Here is a 21,048-nt window from a genome sequence, read left to right on the forward strand (position 1 = left end):
AACTAAGAAAGAAAAAAAGATGAATATGAAACCTATGTATATCTTGTTCGCCCCTGTGCTTGCCCTTATGCTCTGGGGCTGCGGCGATGCCCCTGTGTCCGAACCTGTCATTGCAGGGGGAGCGTTGCAATTACGTTCGGTGGACTTGCCCGACCCGAGTGCTACCCGTGCCTTAGGTGCTACCCAGTTGGATAAAATCGGTGTTTACGTTACCGATTATAGCCATGCTGCCCTGACCCGGAACGCACAATCGGTCTACACCTTGCAGAACGGAACGTGGAGCTCGGTTGCTCCCCCCGAAATAACGGTGACAAACTCGTCCACCCCCGACCGTCTGTATGCCTTTTTCCCTTCAGATTTGTCTGTGGCGAACTCCGGCGTCGGCAACCATTCGGTACCCGTGCAGGTGGTAGCGGATAATTTCACCGCTTCCCGTCAGACCAATTACCTCTATGCTACTCCTCTGACGGCTTTAGCCACTTCCCGTGCCGTGACATTCACCATGAATCATGCGCTTGCCAAGGTCAGTTTCCGGGTGCTTAAATCTGCCAATGTGCAGGAGGCCCTGACCCTGAAAAAGATAGAGTTGCTTAGTAGCACCAACCGTTTGCAGACCGGCATGAGCGGCACCATGAACCTTACCAGTGGTGCCTTGAATGGTCTTGCATCCACCAATTCCATTACTTTGGAAGGCTCAGTAGAACTCAGCACCCTTCAAAGTAATCCTAACGTGAGTGCCTTGGTGGCTCCCATGAGTGCCAGCGAAACACGTCTCTCGTTCCGGCTTACGGTGGAGGTTACTGAGGCGGACGGTTCGACCACCGCCCGTAGCTTTGAGACGGCTGTTGTGAATGCCGTACAATGGAAAGCCGGCTTTCACTATGTCTATTTCATCACGGTGGACAAGATGGGCGGAAGTCTGACGAATGTGAAAATTGACGCATGGAAGAGTGATGCGAATCAGAATACGGGAATCGGAATTTAATTATAAATTATGAATTATTAATTATGAAATATGGGGCTTTGAGATGTTGTTCCCGGCTTCTGGCTTTGTCGGGGTTGCTTTGGGGAGTGTTGCTGGCTGGATGCAGTTCGGGTAACTCGATGCTGCCGGATGACGATCCCGGTGTTGGTCCGGATAAGGGTGAGCCTGTGCAGCTTACATTCGATATGTATGGCGCAACGGTGGTGACCCGTGCCGGTGATACGGATGCCTCCGGCGCTGAAGACATGGCCATTGGCAAGATGTTCCGTATCTATGCCTTCACCGCAGGGAGTACGAATTTGGGTTCTCCGCTGGATAGCCGTAACTATACCGTTCAGCCGGATGCGACCACTCCGTCCAAACCCGGCAAGGCTACTGGAGACTTGACTTTGTACCGTGGAACGTACGACCTTTACCTGGTCTCCTATAATTCTTCTACCGAAGTTCCGGAATTGGATAACACCGGGGCATTCACAGTGAGCAATGGCAAGGACTTCATGTACACCAAGCTGGAAGGTATCGTGGTGCAACCGGACAAGACGGGGGACAACAGCATGCTGGTGTCTTTGCCTAAACCTTTCACACGTATGGGAGCACAGGTAATAACCACTGTGAAGGCAAGGAACGGCATGCAGCCGGTAGACCCTACGGCACTGGTTGTGAACTACATCAAGGTGAGTGGCTTATCCGGGAATCTTGTTTATAAACTGAATAATACTTCCTGGGAAGCGCCGGCCACTGCTGCCGACGCATCCTATACTTTCGAAAAGTTCGGTTCAAATAATACTTTGGATTGGAGTGTTAAGGATGCACGTGTCAGTGTTCCTGGCGTACTATTGCCTGTGGCTGGCACCCAAAAAATGAAATTTGATGTAAACCTGACGGTGAACTATAAGGATGGCAATCAAACAAAAACTTCTGTAGATTCTTATTTCGCCACCATTGAAAAGGCTTTGCTGCCCGGTATGACGTATCAGTTTGATTTTTCGCTGACATTTTACGGTGCAATTGTTCCTTCCGACCTTACGCTTGCTATTCGTGAATGGACCACTTCCAGTCTGACAGGTGAAGATTTGGGAAAAGATTAATCAAAAATAGAGTGTATGCTTATGAATAAGATAATAACCCTTTTTTATGTTGCTGCCATCTTTCTGCTTGTGGCTTGCGAATCTTCGGAGTCTGTTGATAGTGAGAGTGGAGGTGTCAGTATTTATCTGAGCTTGCCCCCCGCTTTGTCTGTGGATACCCGTGCTGGAAATATCGGTGCTGTTACTATTAATGATGTATGGGTGGTGCAGTTTGGTGCAGACGGGAAGATGTTGCATGCTGTATGTTATGGCAGCGCTAAAATCAGTAATCTCGGAGATAGCGGAGCACTTGTGCAGGTCGAAACGGGTAACTTCTCGGATGTCAAGGGAACTTTTCGTATTATCGCTAATTTCGGTGAAGGCCAAAGTCAGTTGGTTGCATTTTCCCAAAAAGGTGATGCTACGAAAGCTGACTTGGACGGCATTATAATCAATTATACAAATTATAAGAGTCAGCAGAATTACCTGGTTTCGGACGACCAGGAATTTAATGGTACTGATGCGAGTGGCAAAGCTGTCCTCCTGGCAGGTTTGAGCTATGCCTATAGCTGGGTCGATGTGAAGTGGACGAATAAGGTTACTGCTCCCGCCCGATTTACTCTCCAGTCTATAACGGCCTATAACCTACCTACCTCATTTGCGATTGAAAGCCGTGCCGGAACATCTTCTGGCGCTTATCCGGCAACGAGTGTAGTGACAGGTACGTATCCGGTTGACGCTGTGGATACTACTAATCCTGATCCTAATGGTCTTAGTTCGAATAGCACTTCTACTTTCTACATGCCCGAAAATCTTCGTGGAGTGGGGTGCGGCAAATCTTTTCAGGAAAAGAATCTCAATGCTTATGGACCTAAAGCGGATGGTACGGCACCTGTGTTGGGGAGTGATGGTAAACCGGAGGCGGGAGGCGACCTGTCGAAATGTACCTATATTGATTTGATAGGCTCGTATTGGTACAGTTATGATGGTGGCAATCCTACGGGCACCAGTCCTATCTCTGTCCGCTATCGTTTGTATTTAGGTGGTAATCTGGTGAATGATTATAATGTGCGGCGTGGCTATCACTATACGATTACTGTTCAGATCAGCGGTGCCAACAGTGCTGATGTCCGCGTCACTATCACTAATGGGAATGTTGTGGTATTCGATAAGGTGGAAGAGATAAATAAAGTAGTGGATTTTTAATAAGATACGAGTTATGAGAAAGATAATATACCGTTCTTGTGTAGCAGTCATTCTCTTTGCAGAGCTGACAAGTTGCGAAGACTATATCCCTGCCCCTTCCGGCACTGCCATGAATGAAGACGGAGTGCCTGTTTCCGTTTCTATCGGATTTGCCGATGATACGGACGATTACATTTATTCTCCGAAGACCCGGACGGTGGTGGCAGATGCTCCGAAGCCGGACAAATTGTACAATCTTGAAATCCGGCAATATGATGCAAGCGGAAATCATTTGACAGGGAAAGATTATGGAACTGTGGGTATCGGCAAAAGCCTTGAAGTCACCTTGCAGGAGGCTAACGATTGCCAACTTGTATTGGTGGCACGTGGCAATGGTCCTGCCGTATCCTCTTTGGGAACTAAAGTATTAGGAGATGTACAAAGCATGATTGTAAATTCATCTGTAATAAATGCGATTGACCCTTCGCAGGAAAATAGCATGAACGCAATGCCTTATGTGCTTCATTTGAAGCACGTAAAGGTAGCTACGGTCGAGGGCAAAGCGGTTATTCAAAGTCTGGATGGTAGCTATGATGCGCGCTTGTTGTTGAAGCGTTTGGCCACGCGTCTGACCGTGACGTGGGATTACAGTGTAACGAACTATAAGTTGAAGCAATTATTGATTCAGAGTGTACCGTTGAATTATACAATCGTAGATAAGCCGGAAAGTGACGGCACATTCCCTTCCATTGTATCGCAGTTTACTACATTGGAAGTTCCTGTTGCAGACGCAGACGCTGCGCATGGTTCTTATTCTTGTTGGGTACCTGCCAATGTGCGTGGTGAAAGTGCGGCTGCCACTACGGAGACCCAACGAACCAAAGCAAATGCTCCTGTGGGCAGTACCTTTTTCAATTTTGTAGCAGTGAATAATACTGATATAAAGAAGAAACTGGATTATCGTGTTTATATCGGTTCAGGGACTTCAACTGATTTTAATATGTATCGTAATAAAGATTATGCTTATACCGTGAACTTTGCCCATGTCGGTATTCCCACGGACGATAATCGTGTGACGTATATTGATCCGATTCCGGCTTCTGAGAATAATGATAATTTAGTGCCTACTGCCAACTGCTTTATGGTGGAGCCGGGTGGTGCTTTCTGTTTTGATCCGTTTGCATTTCAACAAAATGGTGTGGAACAAACTAATACCCAGTTAACTACTTGGTACAGTGGTGCCACGGGTATCAAGTCCGTCAGGTTACTTTGGCAGACCCGTGAAAACGGTGATGTGGGTGATCCGGTAATGGGAATAGTCAATTCTAATGCTGACCATATCAACATTGTAGATGTCAAGAGAACAGATGGGAGTGATATAAAGGTCACTCCTGCCAATGCTAAGGGACAATGCCGTATCTACTGCCGTGTGGCGGCCAATACCACCGGAGGTAACGGAGTAATTGCGGCGTATGACGGACCGGATGGTACGGGAAATATTGTCTGGAGTTGGCATGTATGGGTGACGGATTATAAACCGGATGCGAGCGGAAGTGAACAGGTATTGGAACCGGTTAATAAACGGAAATTGCTCTTCTCGTTGAATAATGCAAATGTGCTTCCGATGATGGATCGCAATTTGGGCGCTATGGCGGGATATGTGGATGAAGCTCCGACCTCGTTTGTGGAAATGTCTAAAACCAATGGTTTCCATTATCAATGGGGGCGTAAAGACCCGTTTCCAAGTAGTTATACGACTAAAAAGATTAGTGCGATAACCAATAAAAATTCTTCTACACCGCCCGAAGGAATGTTGAACCGTTATGGTGCGGATGGGATTACGTATGTGGTGAACGATGGAAGATCGGGAACTATAAGTTTGCAAACATCTTGCCAGCAACCACTTGTGTTTTATGCGGCAAATAGAGTAGGGCCTGCCTGGACAAATGTCAGCAGTTCATCATTCACTGGGTGGGATGAAACCAATAAACCGGTTTGGGATCCATGTCCTGCCGGATGGAGGGTGGCATCCAGAGTTGATTTAGCTGCTGTACGTCAGGATGGCACTGCTTTGCCTAATAATAATATAAAGAATTATGCAACAAGGAATGAAGACGGTGGATATTTGCTTTATTTCCAACAGTTGAGTGGTGGGTATTCTTCTTATTTTCGATTTACAGGTTATGGCAGGTATATGGATACATTTGAGTTTATCGGAGATTTATGTTCGATAGCAACTAGGAGTAAAGTCGTTTCTGAAGCTTATAAATCGTATTCGGGGTGGTTCAATACGAGCAATTCTTATGATATACCAACTAAATATCAATCTGATGCCCTTCCGCTTCGTTGCGTGCAGGAAAAGGCGGATTAGTGATGAAAAATAATTCAAAAGAATTTGAATAAGTTCGCTCTTTGACATGCTGGAATAACGGAAAACAATTAGTAACTTTGCTGTACGTAATCTAAAAAGATATGGGCAGTAAGATTTATCCTATCGGTATTCAGAATTTTGAAAGTCTTCGGAGAGATGGCTATTTCTATATTGATAAAACAGCTTTGATTTATCAAATGGTGAAAACCGGATGCTATTACTTTCTGAGGCGTCCGCGCCGTTTCGGCAAGAGTCTGCTAATCTCTACCCTAGAAGCATATTTTCAGGGAAAGAAGGAACTGTTCACCGGGTTGGCGATGGAGAAGCTGGAAAAGGATTGGATAAAGTATCCGGTATTGCATCTGGACTTGAATGCCCGTAATTATGAAGATAAGAATTCTCTGTATGAAGAATTGAATAAAAATCTTGAAATCTGGGAGCAAACTTATAACAGTCCGTATGCTGACCGTGCACCTGAAGAACGGTTTTATCATGTCATCCGTTTGGCTTATGAGCAGACGGGACAACGCGTTGCCATTCTTGTAGATGAGTATGATAAACCCATGTTGCAGGCGATAGGAAATGAGGAGCTTCAAAAACAATTTCGGGAAGTACTGAAACCATTTTACGGAGTATTGAAAACCCTGGATGGCTGCATCAAATTTGCTTTGTTGACGGGAGTGACGAAGTTTGGTAAGATAAGTGTGTTCAGTGACTTGAATAATCTGAATGATATTTCTATGTACGAACCGTTCGTCTCTATCTGTGGAATGACGGAGCGGGAAATACATGAGAATCTGAAAGAAGAATTGCATGAGCTGGCCGTTGCACAAAAGATGACTTATGAGCAAGCTGCTGCTGAACTGAAAGAGTGTTATGATGGCTATCATTTCGTAGAAGATTCCGAAGGCGTCTATAATCCTTTCAGCGTGCTGAACACTTTCTATAAGATGAAGTTCGGTAGCTATTGGTTTGAGACGGGTACGCCCACTTATCTGGTTGAATTATTGAAACGTACCCATTATGACTTGGGACGTATGGCACACGTGGAGACCGATGCTGACGTTCTGAATAGTATCTATGGTGACGAAGATCCCATCCCTGTCATTTTCCAGAGTGGTTATCTCACCATAAAGGGTTATGATAAGGAGTTCGGTCTTTATCGTCTCGGCTTCCCGAACAAGGAGGTGGAAGAAGGCTTCATGAAGTTCTTGATTCCCTTCTATACCCGCTTCAACAAGGTAGAGGCTCCTTTTGAGATACAAAGGTTTGTGAAAGAGTTGCGTGCTGGTGATATCGATGCTTTCTTCAAGCGTCTCCGGAGTTTCTTTGCGGATACCCCTTACGAGTTGGTGAGTGAGCTTGAACTTCACTATCAGAATGTTCTTTTCATCCTTTATAAGCTGCTGGGGTTCTATGTCAAGGCGGAGCGTCACACCTCAGACGGTCGTATTGACCTTGTGTTGCAGACAGACAAGTTTATCTATATCATGGAGTTTAAACTGGACGGCACTGCTGAAGAGGCTTTGCAACAGATAAACGAAAAACGCTATGCGCTCCCTTTTGAACAGGATGTTCGGCGTTTGTTCAAGATTGGTGTAAACTTTAGTAATACGACACGTAATATTGAGAAGTGGCTTGTGGAAGAATAGGCTTGCTTCTGATTAGATAAAGATAATTCAGGTTTTCCGTCCCGCCCTGTGTGCCGCAAGGTCCACGAGGCGGGACGGTTTGTTTTTCGGCGTTTCGGCTTTGAAATATGAAATTGATTATAAGATAATTAGTATAAAATGATAAAGAATATGAAAGTGCAAATAATGAAGTTATCCCTGCTTTGGGGATTGATTGCCCTTTGTGGTGGTTTGTTGGGTTGCGAAGACCGTGTGGATGACGTGGCTCCGTCTGTAGATGAAGACGGATTGGTTCCTGTTTCCCTGTCTTTCGGCTTCGCCGACGAAATGGGGAGTTATACTCCCGTTCCGGGCTCGCCTCGAAGGAGGCACTGCCTCCTTCGAGGCGAGCCCAACGCCCAACATCAACACACGAAGCACCAACTCTGCTGTACCGGACAACTTGTACAATCTTGAAATTCTGCAATATGATTCGGGCGGCAATTATATAACCAAGCAGACTTTTGGTACTGAAACCACTCCGGGCACAGCGTTGACAGTCAACCTGAATCCGAAGAACGACTGCCAGCTTCTGATTGTCGCCCGTGGAAGTGGAAATGCCATCTCAAGTATAGCAACTAATAAATCATTAAATGAAGTGCGGAATTCAATCGCTACATCAAGTATTATAGAAGCCATCGACCCCTCAATCGGCAGTTTGAATGCCATGCCTTACTGGCTCCATCTGGAACATGTGAACGTGGTATCGGACAACTCCGGTGGCACAACGCAGTATGTCCTTCAAAGTCCGGAGGGCGCTTACGATACCCGCCTTCGCTTGAAACGTCTGGCAACCAAGTTGACGGTGAACTGGACCTTCAGTCAGTCTATGACGGATGCCGGCTATGAATTGAAAGAAGTAAGGCTTTGCCAGGTTCCCAAAGATTACCGTCTACTCCCCACCACGGAAAAGAATGAGTGGGGAATTACTTATCCAACTACAATCGTCGAGTTCGTCAACCCTTACCGCCTGACATCCGCAACGGATTTGAATAAAGGAGGAAAAACAATTTGGTTACCAGCCAATGTTCGCGGCATTTCTGCAAGCGCCACTTCCGACCGCTACCGTACGAAGGAAAATGCCCCGACTGCTGCTTCGTATGTGGAACTGGTAGTGGATAATCCCACCCGGCAGGAACGCCTTTATTATCGTGCCTATCTGGGTGGCGATGATTCTACGGACTTCAACCTCTACGAAAATAAGGATTACAACTGGACCCTGAATATCAAATCTGCCGATTATCGTGGCGATGCCCGTATCCAGTTGCTGGATCAGACACCGGTGGTAAGTACAAACCTTGTGCCCACCGGCAACTGTCTTATGATGCTCCCCGGTACGAATATCTGTTTTAATCCCTATAAACATGAAGCGGGTACAAATGGTTGGAATACTTATCTGACCGATGGAACAACATTGTCTACAGAGAAAACCATCGACCACGTCCGGGTTCTGTGGCAGACAAAGGATGCCGGAACTTCCGGTGAACTGGTGTTGGGGTATGTGGTCGATGAAAGTAATCATAAGAACTTGGTGAATGTCTCTGATATTGCGGATAAGGACAAGGCTCTGGTACATGTGAAAGTTCCCGTTACACAAGGGGGCAATGCGGTGATAGAAGCCGTGAATGCTTCGGGTGTGACTATATGGAGTTGGCATATCTGGATAAGCGATTATCTACCGGTTGGCGTGGATGCAAGTAAGATAACAGATAACTCAAGCCGGACTACGGCCATATCCGAAGCTCAAAACTCCACCCGGGGCGGAGCAGTACAAATATATCAGGGTGTTTCGTGGACAGATCCGGCTGGGGCCTTTTATAAATGTGTCATCATGGACCGCAACTTAGGAGCTACCAAGGCGGGGATTCAAGATAATCAGATTGACGGTCGGCGCACCCTTGGATTGCTATATCAGGGTGGGCGGAAAGACCCTTTCTTTGCTGCTGCGGACGGTACGACAAAAGAGACGAAGACCATTTATGACGGAGTGGGAGAACCGCTGGATGTTATTAAACAAAAGCTGACTACAGTAGATCAACTTATACAACGACCATTAACATTTAGCACGGGTACCAATAATGAATATCCTGCTTCATCTTACAACTGGAATGGAGATGGTCCTAAAACAATCTATGATCCTTGTCCGAAGGGATGGCGTGTTCCTTCTAATGGTACCACGCAGTCGCCTCTTTCGGGCTACATCTCTTCTATATTGAGTGATGACGGTACGTTTAAATATTGCATGTGGGTGGGATTTGGAGCCAATGACGGCACTACAGGATCTTTGGAATCGAAGATGCCCATCTTTAATAATGTAATGTATTACAATGGAACTGATATAACTTCTATTGCAAGCAGCCCGATACGGCAATCGGACTTTGTGGGTTCAGGATTCATCTATTATGGAACTTCCGTAGGCCCGGACGGAGACAAGTCCATATTCTTTCCCGCTGTTTCGCTTCGTGAAATGAACGGTAATTATCGGGATAAAAAGAATAATACGGTTTATCAGTGGACTTCACAGCATGGAACGAGGACGACAAGTGGCATGCTGATTTATCAGATTCAGGATCAGCAAATCTCAGTGACACACCCCATCGACTGGAAATTTGGTTTTTCGGTGAGATGTGTACAAGATAATATTCAGAAGAAACCTTAGTTTTCCATCCTTTTTCTATTCGCTGACTGAGGAATTTGCGGATATGTGGAGGGAATGGAAGATTTACAAATAGCTCTTTGACATGCTGGAATAACGGAAAACAATTAGTATCTTTGTGAGAAGGTATTGAAAAATGGAGAAAGTTTCTCATCGCGTGGAGGAGATTGAATTTAAAGAAGTTGGCGAAATAGAATTTCCGACACTATTACATCGGAATATTTATAATGCTATAAGCCTTAATCCTAAAATAAAGCTAACTTAAAAAGATATAGCAAGTAATATTCTATGTAACATAAAAAAACAGAGAATGAAAGAAGAAGATAAATTGCTTGAGTTTATTATCTTTTGCGTTGAAAGTACGGCTGCCCGGTTGAGACGTTGCGGTTCGGATGTGTATCGTAAAATGAAGGAAACGGGTGCGTTGGAGCATTACGTGAAGCCATATTATGATACTTTGCATACGCAGGGGGAAACATATATTGTTGACTCTTTGCTGGAATACATTTTTTATCGCGATGCCCGGTGGTTGCCCGATGGGTATCAACCGCACCATCTGACGAAAGAAGGAGGTGAAAAATGCTGACCGTATATCATGGCTCTATTTGTCCGGTAGAGAGTCCGTTGGCAGGAGTTTGCCGTCCGAGTCTTGATTTTGGCGTAGGATTCTATGTGACTGATATTTATTCTCAGGCGGAGCGTTGGGCTTTACGTGTGGCTGAAATACGTGATAATGCTGACGCCTGGCTCAGTGTGTATCACTTGGATATGGATGCTATTGTTGAGGACGGTGGGTATCGTTATCTGCATTTCACTGCGTATGATGCAGCTTGGTTGGACTTTGTGACTGCCTGTCGTAGTGGGCGTACCTTGTGGCAAGAGTACGATTTAATTGAGGGTGGCATTGCGGATGACCGTGTTGTACGTACGATTGATTTGTATTTGCGGGGCGACTATACCCGTGAGGAGGCATTGGCGAGACTTGTACATCAGGAGCCGAATAATCAGATTTGCATTATTAATCAGGAGATAATCAATCGTCATTTGCATTTTATTGAAAAAATCCGCTTGGTGATTGGTGTGGCAGAAACTCCGATACCGTATGCAGACCCGGCATTGCAAGCCAAGTATTTGGGTATAGTGGAACGGCTTGTATCTGTCTTGAATATCTCTCAGGAACAGGCGCTCGATGTCTTTTACAGTAGTGATACGTATCGCTATCTTTCGCAACGGAGGGGGGACTTGCATCTGATGAGTGCAGCTTATCTGGCCGATGAAATTATGATTGAGTTGCAACGAAAGCAGGGAGGTTGAGGTCACCTGAAATCTTGTTATGTTAGTATTCTGAGGAAAAAAGTTTTCCGTCCCGCCCCATATACAAAATTGTATGAGGCGGGACGGTTTGTTTTCCCCCTTATTTATTCCAGCAAATATATTAAAAACAGACGGTCTGTTCATAGCAAATAGACCGTCTGTTTATTATAAACTGACCATCTGTTTCGGGTAAATGGACGGTCTGTTTTAGGATAAACAGTAGTTTGAAATTAGTTTGTAAGATAATGATTATGATAATGATATGGTATTTAATGAATTAAAAATAACTATAGTATGAATATGAAACGAATGAAAATTGGAAGTTTTTTGATCCTGTTTTTAGGGTTAGTGGCACTTGCGGGCGGAATGGCCGCATGTGAAGACAATATCGGGGAAGAGGAAATCCTGACGGGTAATGATGGGTTGGTGACGGTGCCGCTGGCATTTGACTTCGCCTCCGAACTTAATGGTTATGATGTGCCTCGGGCTCGCCTCGGGCTCGCCTCGGGCTCGCCTCGGGCTCGCCTCGGGCTCGCCTCGGGCTCGCCTCGGGCTCGCCTCGGGCTCGCCTCGAAGGAGGCAATACTGCCTCCTTCGAGGCGAGCTTGTCCCCCCACTTGTCAACTCGTGATGTTGCAGAACTGACTCCGGACGCTCTGTATAATTTAGAAATCAGACAATACAATTCCGCAGGCACACACCTTGCAGGCTCCACTTTTGCCAATGCCACTATCGGCAAGACTTTGGACGTGGCACTGCAAGCAAGTGAAGATTGCCAACTGGTGATTGTAGCGCATGGTGATGGCAATACGGTTAAGACAGAATTAGGAACAAGAACATTGCAAAAAGTGCAGGAAGAAATAACAGTAGAGGCAACAGCACTCAACCAAATTGATCCGACGAATCAAACGAGCATGAACAAAATGCCCTATGTGCTGCATCTGAAACATGTGAAAGTGGTGAAAGATGCAATTTCCGGTAAATTTATCATCCAGAGTATAGACGGAGCTTATGATGCCCGTCTCCGGCTGAAACGCTTGGCAACCCGGCTTACAATGACATGGATATATGCCGTGAGTGACTTTGATATAAAGCAAATATTGATTCAAAGCGTGCCTTTAGCCTATGCTGTAGTGGATGCACCGGATGAACAAGATGGCACTTACCCCTCGCTTATTCAGCAATTTACCACAATAGAAGTCCCCTCAGTGGGTAATAGCGGCAGTTATTCCTGCTGGATACCTGCCAATGTGCGGGGAAACTCGCCTGCCGCCACTTCGGAGGCATTGCGCACGAAGGCCAATGCGCCGCAGGGAAGTGCTTTCGTTAATTTTGTTGCCGTGGACAAGACGGATGCGAAGAAAAAACTGGACTATCGCGTTTATCTGGGGGGTAGGGAGTCGTCGGACTTCAATGTGCTGGGTAACACCAATTATAACTATACAGTAAACTTCAAGCACGCAGGTATCCCTACGGATGACGGTCGTGTGACGTATATTGATCCGATACCAGCTTCCGAAAATAATAACAACCTTCTGCCTACCGCAAACTGTTTCATGATTGCTCCGGGTGGTGCATTCTGCTTCGACCCGTTTGTATTCCAGTCCAACGGAACTTCAATGACTAATGATAAATTAGTGAGTTGGTGCAGCATCGGTGGCATCAAGTCTGTGAAGTTGCTCTGGCAGACCAAAGAGAATGGTGATGTGGGTGATCCGGCGATGGGCATTGCCAATAGTAATGACGATCACACCAATATTGTGGATGTGAAACGCACGGATGGTTCCACTATCACGACGGTTCCTGCAACAGGAGCAGGGCAATGCTTCATTTATTGTCGCACGGCATCCAATACTACTGGTGGGAGCGGCGTGATTGCCGCTTATGACGGAGAGAATGGTACAGGAAATATTCTCTGGAGTTGGCATGTGTGGGTGACGGATTATTATCCGGATGCCACGGGAACTGAAACGGTGCTGATGCCGGAGGAAAAGCGGAAGTTGAAACTGGTGCCGGTGAGTAGTACTGATGGTACTGTTGCGGCCATCATGATGGACCGTAATCTGGGTGCCTATGAAGGCGCGTTCGATGCTATTCCGAAAGATATTCTTACTATGTCCCGAAACAATGGTTTCCACTTCCAGAAAGGGCGGAAGGATCCGTTTCCAAGTAGTTATACGACGCAGAAACTGCCAGGTGTCTACCAATTTACATTAAGTGCGGATGCACCTCCCAAGCATATCATGAACAGGTATAAACCGGATGGCTTTCATGCGATTGTACCTTTGTCTATCGGCAGTGGAGCTACTTCGTTACAGAAGGCTTATCAGGTACCGATATCCATTGCCGGTGGTAATGGTACTACTTGGTGTTCAGATAATCCGCGTCCGGCATGGGGTACCATAAAAACTATTCATGATCCGTGCCCGGCAGGGTGGCGTATCCCCCAGAAGAGTGAACTTTATGTTCTGGTGAATCGTAATACTAGCGTGATTCCTGTAAGTGCGCAGGATGATGGCGGGGTACTACTTAAATATGATAACACGGGAAGTATATTTTATATGCGATTTACCGGATACCCGCCCAATATAACTCAATTGAATAATGTTGGGACAATGGGATATATGTCTGCGTCTGAAAATGAGGCGATTTTTAGAGTGCTAGGCCTGGGAGGCACCAAACCTGAAATAGGGTCAATGAGAGATTACGACGCCCACACCACTCGTTGCGTTCAGGAAAAAATAGAATAGTAGAATAACATACCATATCCCCCGAAACCAGGGAAAACGCAGAGGTTGCAGACGAATCCACCCCCATAACGGTGGCGCTCGTCTGTTTCCTTTGCGTTTTTTGCGTTCTGTAAATAATAACAATGAACATCTAAAACAAAAAAAAGAAAGTATGGAATTAATGACTTTACATCGATTGGCACAACGCCTTGAAAATGAAAAACAACGCTATGTCCGGCAGCAAGAACGGGAAGAACTTTTATTGCGCAGGATGCAGCGCACGCGGCAAAACATAGAAAACCTGGAGTATGCATTGCAGTCACTGGAACGAATCATTCGTCTGCACCGCAGGCATCGCATCATCCCTCATGCTGAGGTAGATAGTTTCTTTGACGGAGCTTCCGCCGTCTACGACCGTCTGCAAGCCCGCCTGCATCTGAATCTGAGTTATTCCTTTTTTTGCTACATCATCTCTACCCGCTATCTGTTCGAGAGCCGTGTACGTCTGCCCAACCGCCGTTTCCTTGGTTTCGCCACCGTGTTTTCCTACTTTAAAAAGAAACGTGGAAGTTGAATACCACCCTTGTCACTCTTGTTCTTTATATGTGATATTATTTTTATAATTTCGCAACCGATTTATTAACAAACGGGTGGGTCGCAAAGTATGATTAAGGTCTTATTCCCCGACGGGCTACCCTATTATAAACTTAAAGAAAAACAATGAAAGAAGTGAATTTTGACTGGCTGCTTCAAGGTTGCCATCCTTTGTCCGAAGTGGCACAGGCGTATTTTCCATGTATGCACAACAGTTCGGCTGTGCGCTCGTTCCGGAAGCACGTCAAGGAAATTGTCGACTTGTATGCCGGGCTGTTGGAAGTGGGGTACACTGATCAGATTACTATTCTGACCCCGTTACAGATTGCGGTGCTGATCCGCCATCTGGGGCTTCCCAATCAGGCACGTAGAGAGATGGAACAGTAAGAACGCGGCTCCGTCAAAGCAGGAAGGATATATTTATATATCCTTCTTTTTTTCTTTATATTATTATATTGTGTACGGTTGGCTGTCTGGTTGCCTGTTCGCTTCCGTAACTAAGCTGTTTATTATCAGCAAGTTTTTCTGTTCGCCGGGCTGTACGGTTCGCAGACCGGTCTAAATGTACACGGATTGTATCAATAATTCACCATGAACCACCGAATGTAACCAGTCGGAACATGGCGAGAACAGAACCCGGTTTATTGCCATACCTTTGTTGCTGTAAACAAAGAAGATGAATTATGAATTTGAATAAAGATTTGCAGGTGGCAGGTTACGTCATGATTCCGCGTGCCCTGCTTTTGAGGACTTTTGAGGAGCATCGTGAGGCGGTGGGAGATATGAATGCATTTCTGCGGGTGCTGACCTATGTCAATTATGCCGAAGCGATGACGAAATGTTGCAATACCGAGGTGGCTTGTCGGCGGGGAGAATCGGTGATATCCTTCAGTCATTGGGCGGAAATTCTGGGCTGGACTATCGGGCGTACCCGGCGTTTCTTCAACCGACTGATTGCCGACGGCGGCATAGAGTTGGTGAAGGGAGACTGCGTCAGCCATATTCGTATACCGGGCTACGATGCATGGGTAGGCAAAAGGATGGCCGGAAAGGCGGATGCGGCCACCACTCTTGAGGAGGGTTTCGGAACATTCTGGGACGAATATCATGAAATCACCCGTATGCCCCGCAAAAGCAGGGAGGAGACTCTCAGGGAGTGGAAGAAGATGTCGCTCGAAGAGAGAAAGCTGGCTCAGGAGAACATTGAAGAATATTACTACCATTTGCGGAATACGAAGTATTGCTGTCAGGCTGCGAAATATCTGGCTAACAAGCTGTTTCAGGATGAATATGACAATTAATGATGAGTATAACAGAGAATAAAAGAGAGATGAATGAAACTTTAAATCCACAGGATGCCGGACTGGAAGAAGCTGTGCTGGGTGCTTGCTTGGTAGAGAGCGAAGCTATATCCTTGATTGCCGATAAATTGCGGCCGGAAATGTTCTACAACGATCAGAATCGGATGGTTTATGCTGCTATTCTGGCTATGTTTCGTGCAGGAAAAGTGATTGATATTCTTACGGTAAAGAATGAACTGGCTTCATGCGGCAATCTGGAGAAGGTGGGCGGACCTTATAATCTGATGCGGCTTGCTTCGCGCATAGCGTCGAGTGCCCATCTGGAGTACCATGCGTGTATACTTCGGGAACTATTTATCCGTCGTGAGGTGATTCTCGGTTCGTATAAACAACTGGCTGCCGCTGCCGATGAATCGGTAGACATCACGGATGTGCTGGTGGGCATGCACGATTTGCTGGACCGCCTTGAGGGCGAAATGGGAGCTGCCGACCATCTCCGTACTATGGGGCAACTAATGGAAGATACCCTGACGCAAGTGGAAGCCCGTGTTGAGAGTAGCCGGAATGGTATTACAGGTATCCCTACTGGCTTCTCCGATTTGGACAAGCTGACTTCGGGCTGGCAACGGGGAGATTTGGATATCATTGCTGCGCGTCCGGCAGTGGGAAAAACGGCTTTCGCCCTGCACTTGGCAAAGACGGCTGCTGCAAGCGGTTATCATACGGTGGTTTTCAGTTTGGAAATGCAGGGTGAACGTTTGGGAGATCGCTGGTTGCTTGCCGCTACTGAAGATGTGGATGCTTCGCATATGCGCCGCGGACAGCTCGATACGGGGGAATTGCGGCAGGTGCGTGAGGCTTCCCGGCAGCTTTCACAACTTTCCATCCGTGTGGACGATAGTCCGGTGGTGAGTATGGATCATGTGCGCTCGGTGGCTCGTATGCTGAAAAGCAAGGGAGAGTGTGACATGATTATTTTGGATTACCTGCAACTTTGTGATATGAAGTCCGACCAGAATAACCGCAACCGTGAGCAGGAAGTGGCACAAGCCACCCGAAAGGCTAAGCTGATGGCAAAGGAACTGGATGTACCGGTATTGTTGCTCAGCCAGTTGAACCGCATGAGTGAAGGACGTCCCGATTGCCGCCCGCTCCTGAGCGATTTGCGCGAAAGCGGGGCAATTGAACAGGATGCGGATATGGTGATGCTACTGTATCGTCCTGCTCTGCATGGCTTGAAAACGGAGCATAAGAGTAAGTATCCTTCCGAGGGACTTGGAGTAGTGATTGTGGCAAAACATAGAAATGGAGAAACAGGCGATGTTTACTTTGGACACAACCCCAGTCTGACGAAAATGGGAGACTATGTTCCGCCTTGCGAATGGCTGATGAAGCATGCAAAATGATATGGGTGCCAATGGGTGTAAATCGGTTGTATGTGGTACGAAAATAATTGGCAAAAGGATTGACTTCCGCTTCGCGATGTTGTATCTTTGTGATGTGCTCGGAAGGGCGATTATAACTTAAACCTTAACTTAATTTGTTTTACTTATGGATGTAACCGTAGAGCGCTATATGCGCAGAAAAATCGTGACTGATCCCGATTCTCCCAAGTTCTTTTATCTTCGTCAGAAGGTCGGTACGTGCAAGACCGTAGATATTGATACCCTTGCCGCTGCCATACAGAAAAGCTGTGCAATGACGAAAGGGGATGTGAAACATGTGATCGAGGCACTTGTGGAGGAAGTTCAGGAAAATCTGGCGAACGGAAACAAGGTGAAACTGAATCTGTTCGGTACGTTTCACATGACGTTCTGCTGTCCGGGTGTGGCAACTTCGGCAGAATGTACTGTGAAGAATATCAAGCGGGTGAATATTCGTTTTGTTCCGGACAAGGAGTTAAAACTGGTGAATAACAGTCATGCGCAGACGAGGAGCCCGGCTAATGTGATGTTTGCATTAGAGAAACCGGAAGACAAAGACGGTGGATCATCAGACGGAGGCGGCAGTTCTGATGGAGAAGGAGGGCTTGAAGAAGATCCGCTGGGGTAAATTGAAAATTAAAAATTAAAAATTGAGAAATGGCTGCGCGGTGTGAAGGCATCAGGTTGTAGGGGGCGAAACAAATTTCGCCCGATATACACTGCGCAGCCAATTAATAATTAATATTTAAACTCACCTCATTATGAAAAAAACGACTTGGGACAAGATTTTGAAAGTAATTATTGCTGTGGCTTCTGCTTTGGTTGGCGTGCTGAGTGCACATGCCATGACAGGCGTCCGCTGATAAATTCATAATCATGCGAAAGATTGATTTACTTGTCATTCATTGCAGCGCCACCCGCGCTGACCGTTGCTATACGGAATTTGACTTAACCACTGATCACCTGTGCCGGGGCTTCTCCGGCGCAGGCTATCATTTTTATATCAGGAAGAACGGGGATATCAAAAGTCTTCGTTCCGTTGAGAAGCCCGGTGCCCATGCAAAAGGTCACAACGCTAACAGCATTGGCATTTGTTATGAAGGCGGTTTGGATGTGAATGGTCGGGCTGCTGATACAAGAACTGATTTTCAGAAGCATTCTCTGCGCGTGTTGGTCATGCTGCTGTTAAGAGATTATCCCGGTAGTAGGGTAGTGGGGCACCGCGATCTCAGTCCCGACCTGAATCATAATGGTGAAATAGAACCGGAAGAGTGGATAAAAGAATGTCCTTGTTTTGATGCTGCAACAATTTTGTATAATCCGCCACCTCCGAATCCGGCTTATAGATAGGATAGCCAAGGGGGATAGTAAAAATATTTTTGGTGAGATTTGCCGCTGGTAAGTAGAATTTCAGTATTTTAGCTCCCGATAGTATGGCGGTAATGTGTAGATGAAACTAACTATCAGTATATCTGTGAATTATATAATCATGATGACACATTGTCCTAACACTAACAAACAAAAGACGACAGGTTGGATGAAACAGCGTATTTCATTAACCAGCCGCATATTGCTATCATTCTTTTTTCTATTGTCGCCCAGCCTGAATGCTGTTGCTGATGTATCGACAGAGCAGGATGCAGCGTTGAGGCAGTATTTTTATAAATGTGCTTCGCAGCTTCATTCGGCTGATGTTTTGCAAATGGCAGATACACTATACAATCGTGCCAGTCAGTTGGGTAATAAGCATTTTCAGGTAATTGCGCGTTCTGTTGTGCTCGATTATTACTACTTTCAGGGAAATAAAGATAAGATTCTGCAACTGGTGGATGAAGTGAAGCGTATGAGCCGCGAATACAATGAACTGGAATCATATTATTTTGTTTGGGGAAGCCGTCTGATTACCTTCTACTTAAAAAGCGGATTGCCGAATCATGCACTTCTTGAAGCGCAGAACATGCTTCATGAGGCGCAAAGCGATAATTATTTGCTCGGGATTGCAGAATGTTATAAGGCTATGGCTAATATTTATCTTATTCAATCTAATCCGGAACAGGCTGCCTTGAATTTTCAGAAGTTGATTGAAATAGCAGAAAAAGAGGAGCCCGTGGATATCAATCTTCCTGTCTATTATTATTCGTTGGCAGAGAACCAGATGCAGAGTGGCCGTCTGGATGAGGCCGGAAAAACATTGAATAGGGCGGAAACTTTCCTGGCTAATCTTGATACGGTTACGGCTTATCAGAGACTTTGTCTGGCACAGGGGTTTCTGAGGCTTTATATAAAAAAGGGAGATGCTGCCCGCACCAAAAGGACTATTGATAAGATAGAGCAGTTATTTGCCACTTCTGAGGAATTGGCTATTTATTCAGCCTATTTGCGTGAATCCCAACTGCACTATTATATGAGCGTTAAAGAATATGATAAAGCGCTCGCTGTGATCGATTCTATCAGAACTAATAATCCTTCTTCTGAGTCAAACCTTCTCACCCTGAATAAGAAAGGGGATATCTATTGGGAGATGAATGACCGGGCTGCTGCTGCAGAATATTATCGTAATTATATTTATGCAAACGACTCCGTCCGTAAGCTCTCCATGCAGAAGTCTGCCGATGAAATAGCGGGTCTGTTTAACCTGCGACAATTGGAACATGAGAAGCAGCAGTTGCTGATTGATATTCAGGATCGCCGGCTGACGACAACCTATTGGGCAATCGGTACCTTAATTGGCATTTTGATTATTGCGGCTCTCTTTATTATTCACATATATAGGCTCAATCGCCAACTGAAAGAGTCTAAACAGGTGGTAGTGCGCCAGAATAGCGAACTGTTGCAGTCGAGCGAGGAACTTCGTAAAGCCAGAGATAGGGCGGAAGATGCCAGCCAGATGAAAACCCAGTTTATTCAAAATATAACGCATGAAGTGCGAACTCCGCTTAATGCTATCGTTGGTTTCTCTCAAGTGTTGGTGGAGTTTTATCAGGAATCTGAAACAGAGGAATTTGCCTCACTTATTACTGTGAACAGTAGTTACCTGTTGCGACTGTTTAATGATGTATTGGAACTCTCCAATATTGACCAGATAGAACATTTGCTGTATGATGTGGTAGATAATATCAATTCGAGTTGTAATTCTGCTATAGATGGAGCTAAATCTTTCGTGAAGAGTGAGGTGGAACTTATTTTCCATCCTTCGGAAGATGAGGTACGCATATATACTAATCCTTCCTACGTGACGCTGATACTTGACTACTTATTACATAACGCTGCCAAATTTACTCAGTCCGGGAGCATTACACTCGACTATGTTATCTCTCCATCAGAAGGAGTGATTCGGTATTCAGTAACTGATACGGGTATTGGTATTCCGGTCGATCAACAGAAAATAGTCTTTGAACGTTTCAAGAAACTGGATAACTTTTCGCAAGGTTCAGGACTTGGGCTCTCGATTGCTTGCGCTATGGCTACAAAATTAGGTGGTACGCTTTGTATTGATGCGGAATATACTGCAGGTTGTCGTTTTGTGCTGACATTGCCATTTATTCCGGCGTAATCCTGCGGTTTCGGAAGTAGAGGGAGAAGCACAGTAACTTCCGCCTTTCGCACGCGCGCATAATATAATTATGTGTAGTGCCTTGTGCCCGTTCACGTCCTTCCTTAAAATTATGTTCTACAACATCCTTATCACTCAGCGTATTACAAATTAGTTTCCGAAATATAGTGAAAAAATGGTAGATATATTTGGAGCGAAT

At 45.8% G+C, this 21,048-nt stretch carries 19 protein-coding genes; 18 read left to right on the top strand and 1 reads right to left on the bottom strand.

Features of this window, described 5'->3' with window-relative positions:
* The first annotated feature begins 25 nt into the window (after positions 1 to 25).
* The 18 genes from HMPREF9447_RS16510 (at position 26) to HMPREF9447_RS16585 (ending at position 20,849) form a co-directional block, all read left to right on the top strand.
* The gene (locus HMPREF9447_RS16510; RefSeq protein ID WP_009130891.1) at positions 26 to 985 is read left to right on the top strand and encodes a fimbrillin family protein; all 960 of its coding nucleotides are present in this window, start codon (positions 26 to 28) and stop codon (positions 983 to 985) included.
* A gap of 23 nt (positions 986 to 1,008) precedes the next feature.
* Positions 1,009 to 2,073, top strand: a complete 1,065-nt coding sequence (locus HMPREF9447_RS16515; protein ID WP_009130892.1) for a fimbrillin family protein — start codon at positions 1,009 to 1,011, stop codon at positions 2,071 to 2,073.
* 21 nt (positions 2,074 to 2,094) lie between these two features.
* The gene (locus tag HMPREF9447_RS16520) at positions 2,095 to 3,258 is read left to right on the top strand and encodes a DUF4906 domain-containing protein (protein WP_244267634.1); all 1,164 of its coding nucleotides are present in this window, start codon (positions 2,095 to 2,097) and stop codon (positions 3,256 to 3,258) included.
* 13 nt (positions 3,259 to 3,271) lie between these two features.
* Entirely contained in the window at positions 3,272 to 5,608 is a 2,337-nt protein-coding gene (locus HMPREF9447_RS16525) for a DUF4906 domain-containing protein (RefSeq protein WP_009130894.1), read from the top strand.
* A 101-nt stretch (positions 5,609 to 5,709) separates the two neighbouring features.
* A complete protein-coding gene (locus HMPREF9447_RS16530) occupies positions 5,710 to 7,260 on the top strand; it encodes an ATP-binding protein (protein WP_009130895.1) in 1,551 nt (516 codons plus the stop codon).
* 150 nt (positions 7,261 to 7,410) lie between these two features.
* Positions 7,411 to 7,695, top strand: a complete 285-nt coding sequence (locus HMPREF9447_RS28495) for a hypothetical protein (protein ID WP_009130896.1) — start codon at positions 7,411 to 7,413, stop codon at positions 7,693 to 7,695.
* Positions 7,682 to 9,937: a DUF4906 domain-containing protein gene (locus HMPREF9447_RS16535; protein ID WP_009130897.1), complete on the top strand. Its 2,256-nt coding sequence runs from the start codon at positions 7,682 to 7,684 to the stop codon at positions 9,935 to 9,937. The genes HMPREF9447_RS28495 and HMPREF9447_RS16535 overlap by 14 nt, the downstream gene beginning before the upstream one ends.
* 307 nt (positions 9,938 to 10,244) lie before the next feature.
* Positions 10,245 to 10,520 (top strand): DUF3791 domain-containing protein, encoded by a 276-nt coding sequence (locus HMPREF9447_RS16540; protein ID WP_009130898.1) that lies wholly within the window; start codon positions 10,245 to 10,247, stop codon positions 10,518 to 10,520.
* Entirely contained in the window at positions 10,514 to 11,248 is a 735-nt protein-coding gene (locus HMPREF9447_RS16545; protein WP_009130899.1) for a DUF3990 domain-containing protein, read from the top strand. Before HMPREF9447_RS16540 ends, HMPREF9447_RS16545 begins: the two co-directional genes overlap by 7 nt.
* A gap of 617 nt (positions 11,249 to 11,865) precedes the next feature.
* A complete protein-coding gene (locus HMPREF9447_RS16550; RefSeq protein ID WP_009130901.1) occupies positions 11,866 to 13,998 on the top strand; it encodes a DUF4906 domain-containing protein in 2,133 nt (710 codons plus the stop codon).
* 151 nt (positions 13,999 to 14,149) lie between these two features.
* Positions 14,150 to 14,551: a hypothetical protein gene (locus tag HMPREF9447_RS16555; protein WP_009130902.1), complete on the top strand. Its 402-nt coding sequence runs from the start codon at positions 14,150 to 14,152 to the stop codon at positions 14,549 to 14,551.
* Between the two features lie 146 nt (positions 14,552 to 14,697).
* The gene (locus HMPREF9447_RS16560; protein ID WP_009130903.1) at positions 14,698 to 14,958 is read left to right on the top strand and encodes a DUF4248 domain-containing protein; all 261 of its coding nucleotides are present in this window, start codon (positions 14,698 to 14,700) and stop codon (positions 14,956 to 14,958) included.
* A 296-nt stretch (positions 14,959 to 15,254) separates the two neighbouring features.
* Entirely contained in the window at positions 15,255 to 15,872 is a 618-nt protein-coding gene (locus HMPREF9447_RS16565; RefSeq protein WP_009130904.1) for a hypothetical protein, read from the top strand.
* A gap of 29 nt (positions 15,873 to 15,901) precedes the next feature.
* The gene (gene dnaB, locus HMPREF9447_RS16570) at positions 15,902 to 17,278 is read left to right on the top strand and encodes a replicative DNA helicase (protein ID WP_009130905.1); all 1,377 of its coding nucleotides are present in this window, start codon (positions 15,902 to 15,904) and stop codon (positions 17,276 to 17,278) included.
* 145 nt (positions 17,279 to 17,423) lie between these two features.
* A complete protein-coding gene (locus HMPREF9447_RS16575) occupies positions 17,424 to 17,924 on the top strand; it encodes an HU family DNA-binding protein (RefSeq protein WP_009130906.1) in 501 nt (166 codons plus the stop codon).
* A gap of 133 nt (positions 17,925 to 18,057) precedes the next feature.
* Entirely contained in the window at positions 18,058 to 18,159 is a 102-nt protein-coding gene (locus tag HMPREF9447_RS28505) for a smalltalk protein (protein ID WP_009130907.1), read from the top strand.
* Between the two features lie 13 nt (positions 18,160 to 18,172).
* Positions 18,173 to 18,646: an N-acetylmuramoyl-L-alanine amidase gene (locus HMPREF9447_RS16580; RefSeq protein WP_009130908.1), complete on the top strand. Its 474-nt coding sequence runs from the start codon at positions 18,173 to 18,175 to the stop codon at positions 18,644 to 18,646.
* A gap of 139 nt (positions 18,647 to 18,785) precedes the next feature.
* Entirely contained in the window at positions 18,786 to 20,849 is a 2,064-nt protein-coding gene (locus HMPREF9447_RS16585; RefSeq protein WP_167549125.1) for a tetratricopeptide repeat-containing sensor histidine kinase, read from the top strand.
* Here the strand turns inward: HMPREF9447_RS16585 and HMPREF9447_RS28925 are convergent.
* A partial coding sequence (locus HMPREF9447_RS28925) for a hypothetical protein (RefSeq protein ID WP_208860739.1) occupies positions 20,836 to 21,048 on the bottom strand: 213 nt, incomplete at its 5' end. The genes HMPREF9447_RS16585 and HMPREF9447_RS28925 overlap by 14 nt on opposite strands.

The sequence above is a fragment of the Bacteroides oleiciplenus YIT 12058 genome (assembly GCF_000315485.1).
In the GTDB taxonomy this organism is placed as follows: domain Bacteria; phylum Bacteroidota; class Bacteroidia; order Bacteroidales; family Bacteroidaceae; genus Bacteroides; species Bacteroides oleiciplenus.

Coding starts and splice junctions, on each gene's coding strand:
- HMPREF9447_RS16510 (WP_009130891.1), top strand. CDS start 26: ATGAAACCTATGTATATCTTGTTCGCCCCTGTGCTTGCCCTTATGCTC.
- HMPREF9447_RS16515 (WP_009130892.1), top strand. CDS start 1,009: ATGAAATATGGGGCTTTGAGATGTTGTTCCCGGCTTCTGGCTTTGTCG.
- HMPREF9447_RS16520 (WP_244267634.1), top strand. CDS start 2,095: ATGAATAAGATAATAACCCTTTTTTATGTTGCTGCCATCTTTCTGCTT.
- HMPREF9447_RS16525 (WP_009130894.1), top strand. CDS start 3,272: ATGAGAAAGATAATATACCGTTCTTGTGTAGCAGTCATTCTCTTTGCA.
- HMPREF9447_RS16530 (WP_009130895.1), top strand. CDS start 5,710: ATGGGCAGTAAGATTTATCCTATCGGTATTCAGAATTTTGAAAGTCTT.
- HMPREF9447_RS28495 (WP_009130896.1), top strand. CDS start 7,411: ATGAAAGTGCAAATAATGAAGTTATCCCTGCTTTGGGGATTGATTGCC.
- HMPREF9447_RS16540 (WP_009130898.1), top strand. CDS start 10,245: ATGAAAGAAGAAGATAAATTGCTTGAGTTTATTATCTTTTGCGTTGAA.
- HMPREF9447_RS16545 (WP_009130899.1), top strand. CDS start 10,514: ATGCTGACCGTATATCATGGCTCTATTTGTCCGGTAGAGAGTCCGTTG.
- HMPREF9447_RS16555 (WP_009130902.1), top strand. CDS start 14,150: ATGGAATTAATGACTTTACATCGATTGGCACAACGCCTTGAAAATGAA.
- HMPREF9447_RS16560 (WP_009130903.1), top strand. CDS start 14,698: ATGAAAGAAGTGAATTTTGACTGGCTGCTTCAAGGTTGCCATCCTTTG.
- HMPREF9447_RS16565 (WP_009130904.1), top strand. CDS start 15,255: ATGAATTTGAATAAAGATTTGCAGGTGGCAGGTTACGTCATGATTCCG.
- dnaB (WP_009130905.1), top strand. CDS start 15,902: ATGAATGAAACTTTAAATCCACAGGATGCCGGACTGGAAGAAGCTGTG.
- HMPREF9447_RS16575 (WP_009130906.1), top strand. CDS start 17,424: ATGGATGTAACCGTAGAGCGCTATATGCGCAGAAAAATCGTGACTGAT.
- HMPREF9447_RS28505 (WP_009130907.1), top strand. CDS start 18,058: ATGAAAAAAACGACTTGGGACAAGATTTTGAAAGTAATTATTGCTGTG.
- HMPREF9447_RS16580 (WP_009130908.1), top strand. CDS start 18,173: ATGCGAAAGATTGATTTACTTGTCATTCATTGCAGCGCCACCCGCGCT.
- HMPREF9447_RS16585 (WP_167549125.1), top strand. CDS start 18,786: ATGATGACACATTGTCCTAACACTAACAAACAAAAGACGACAGGTTGG.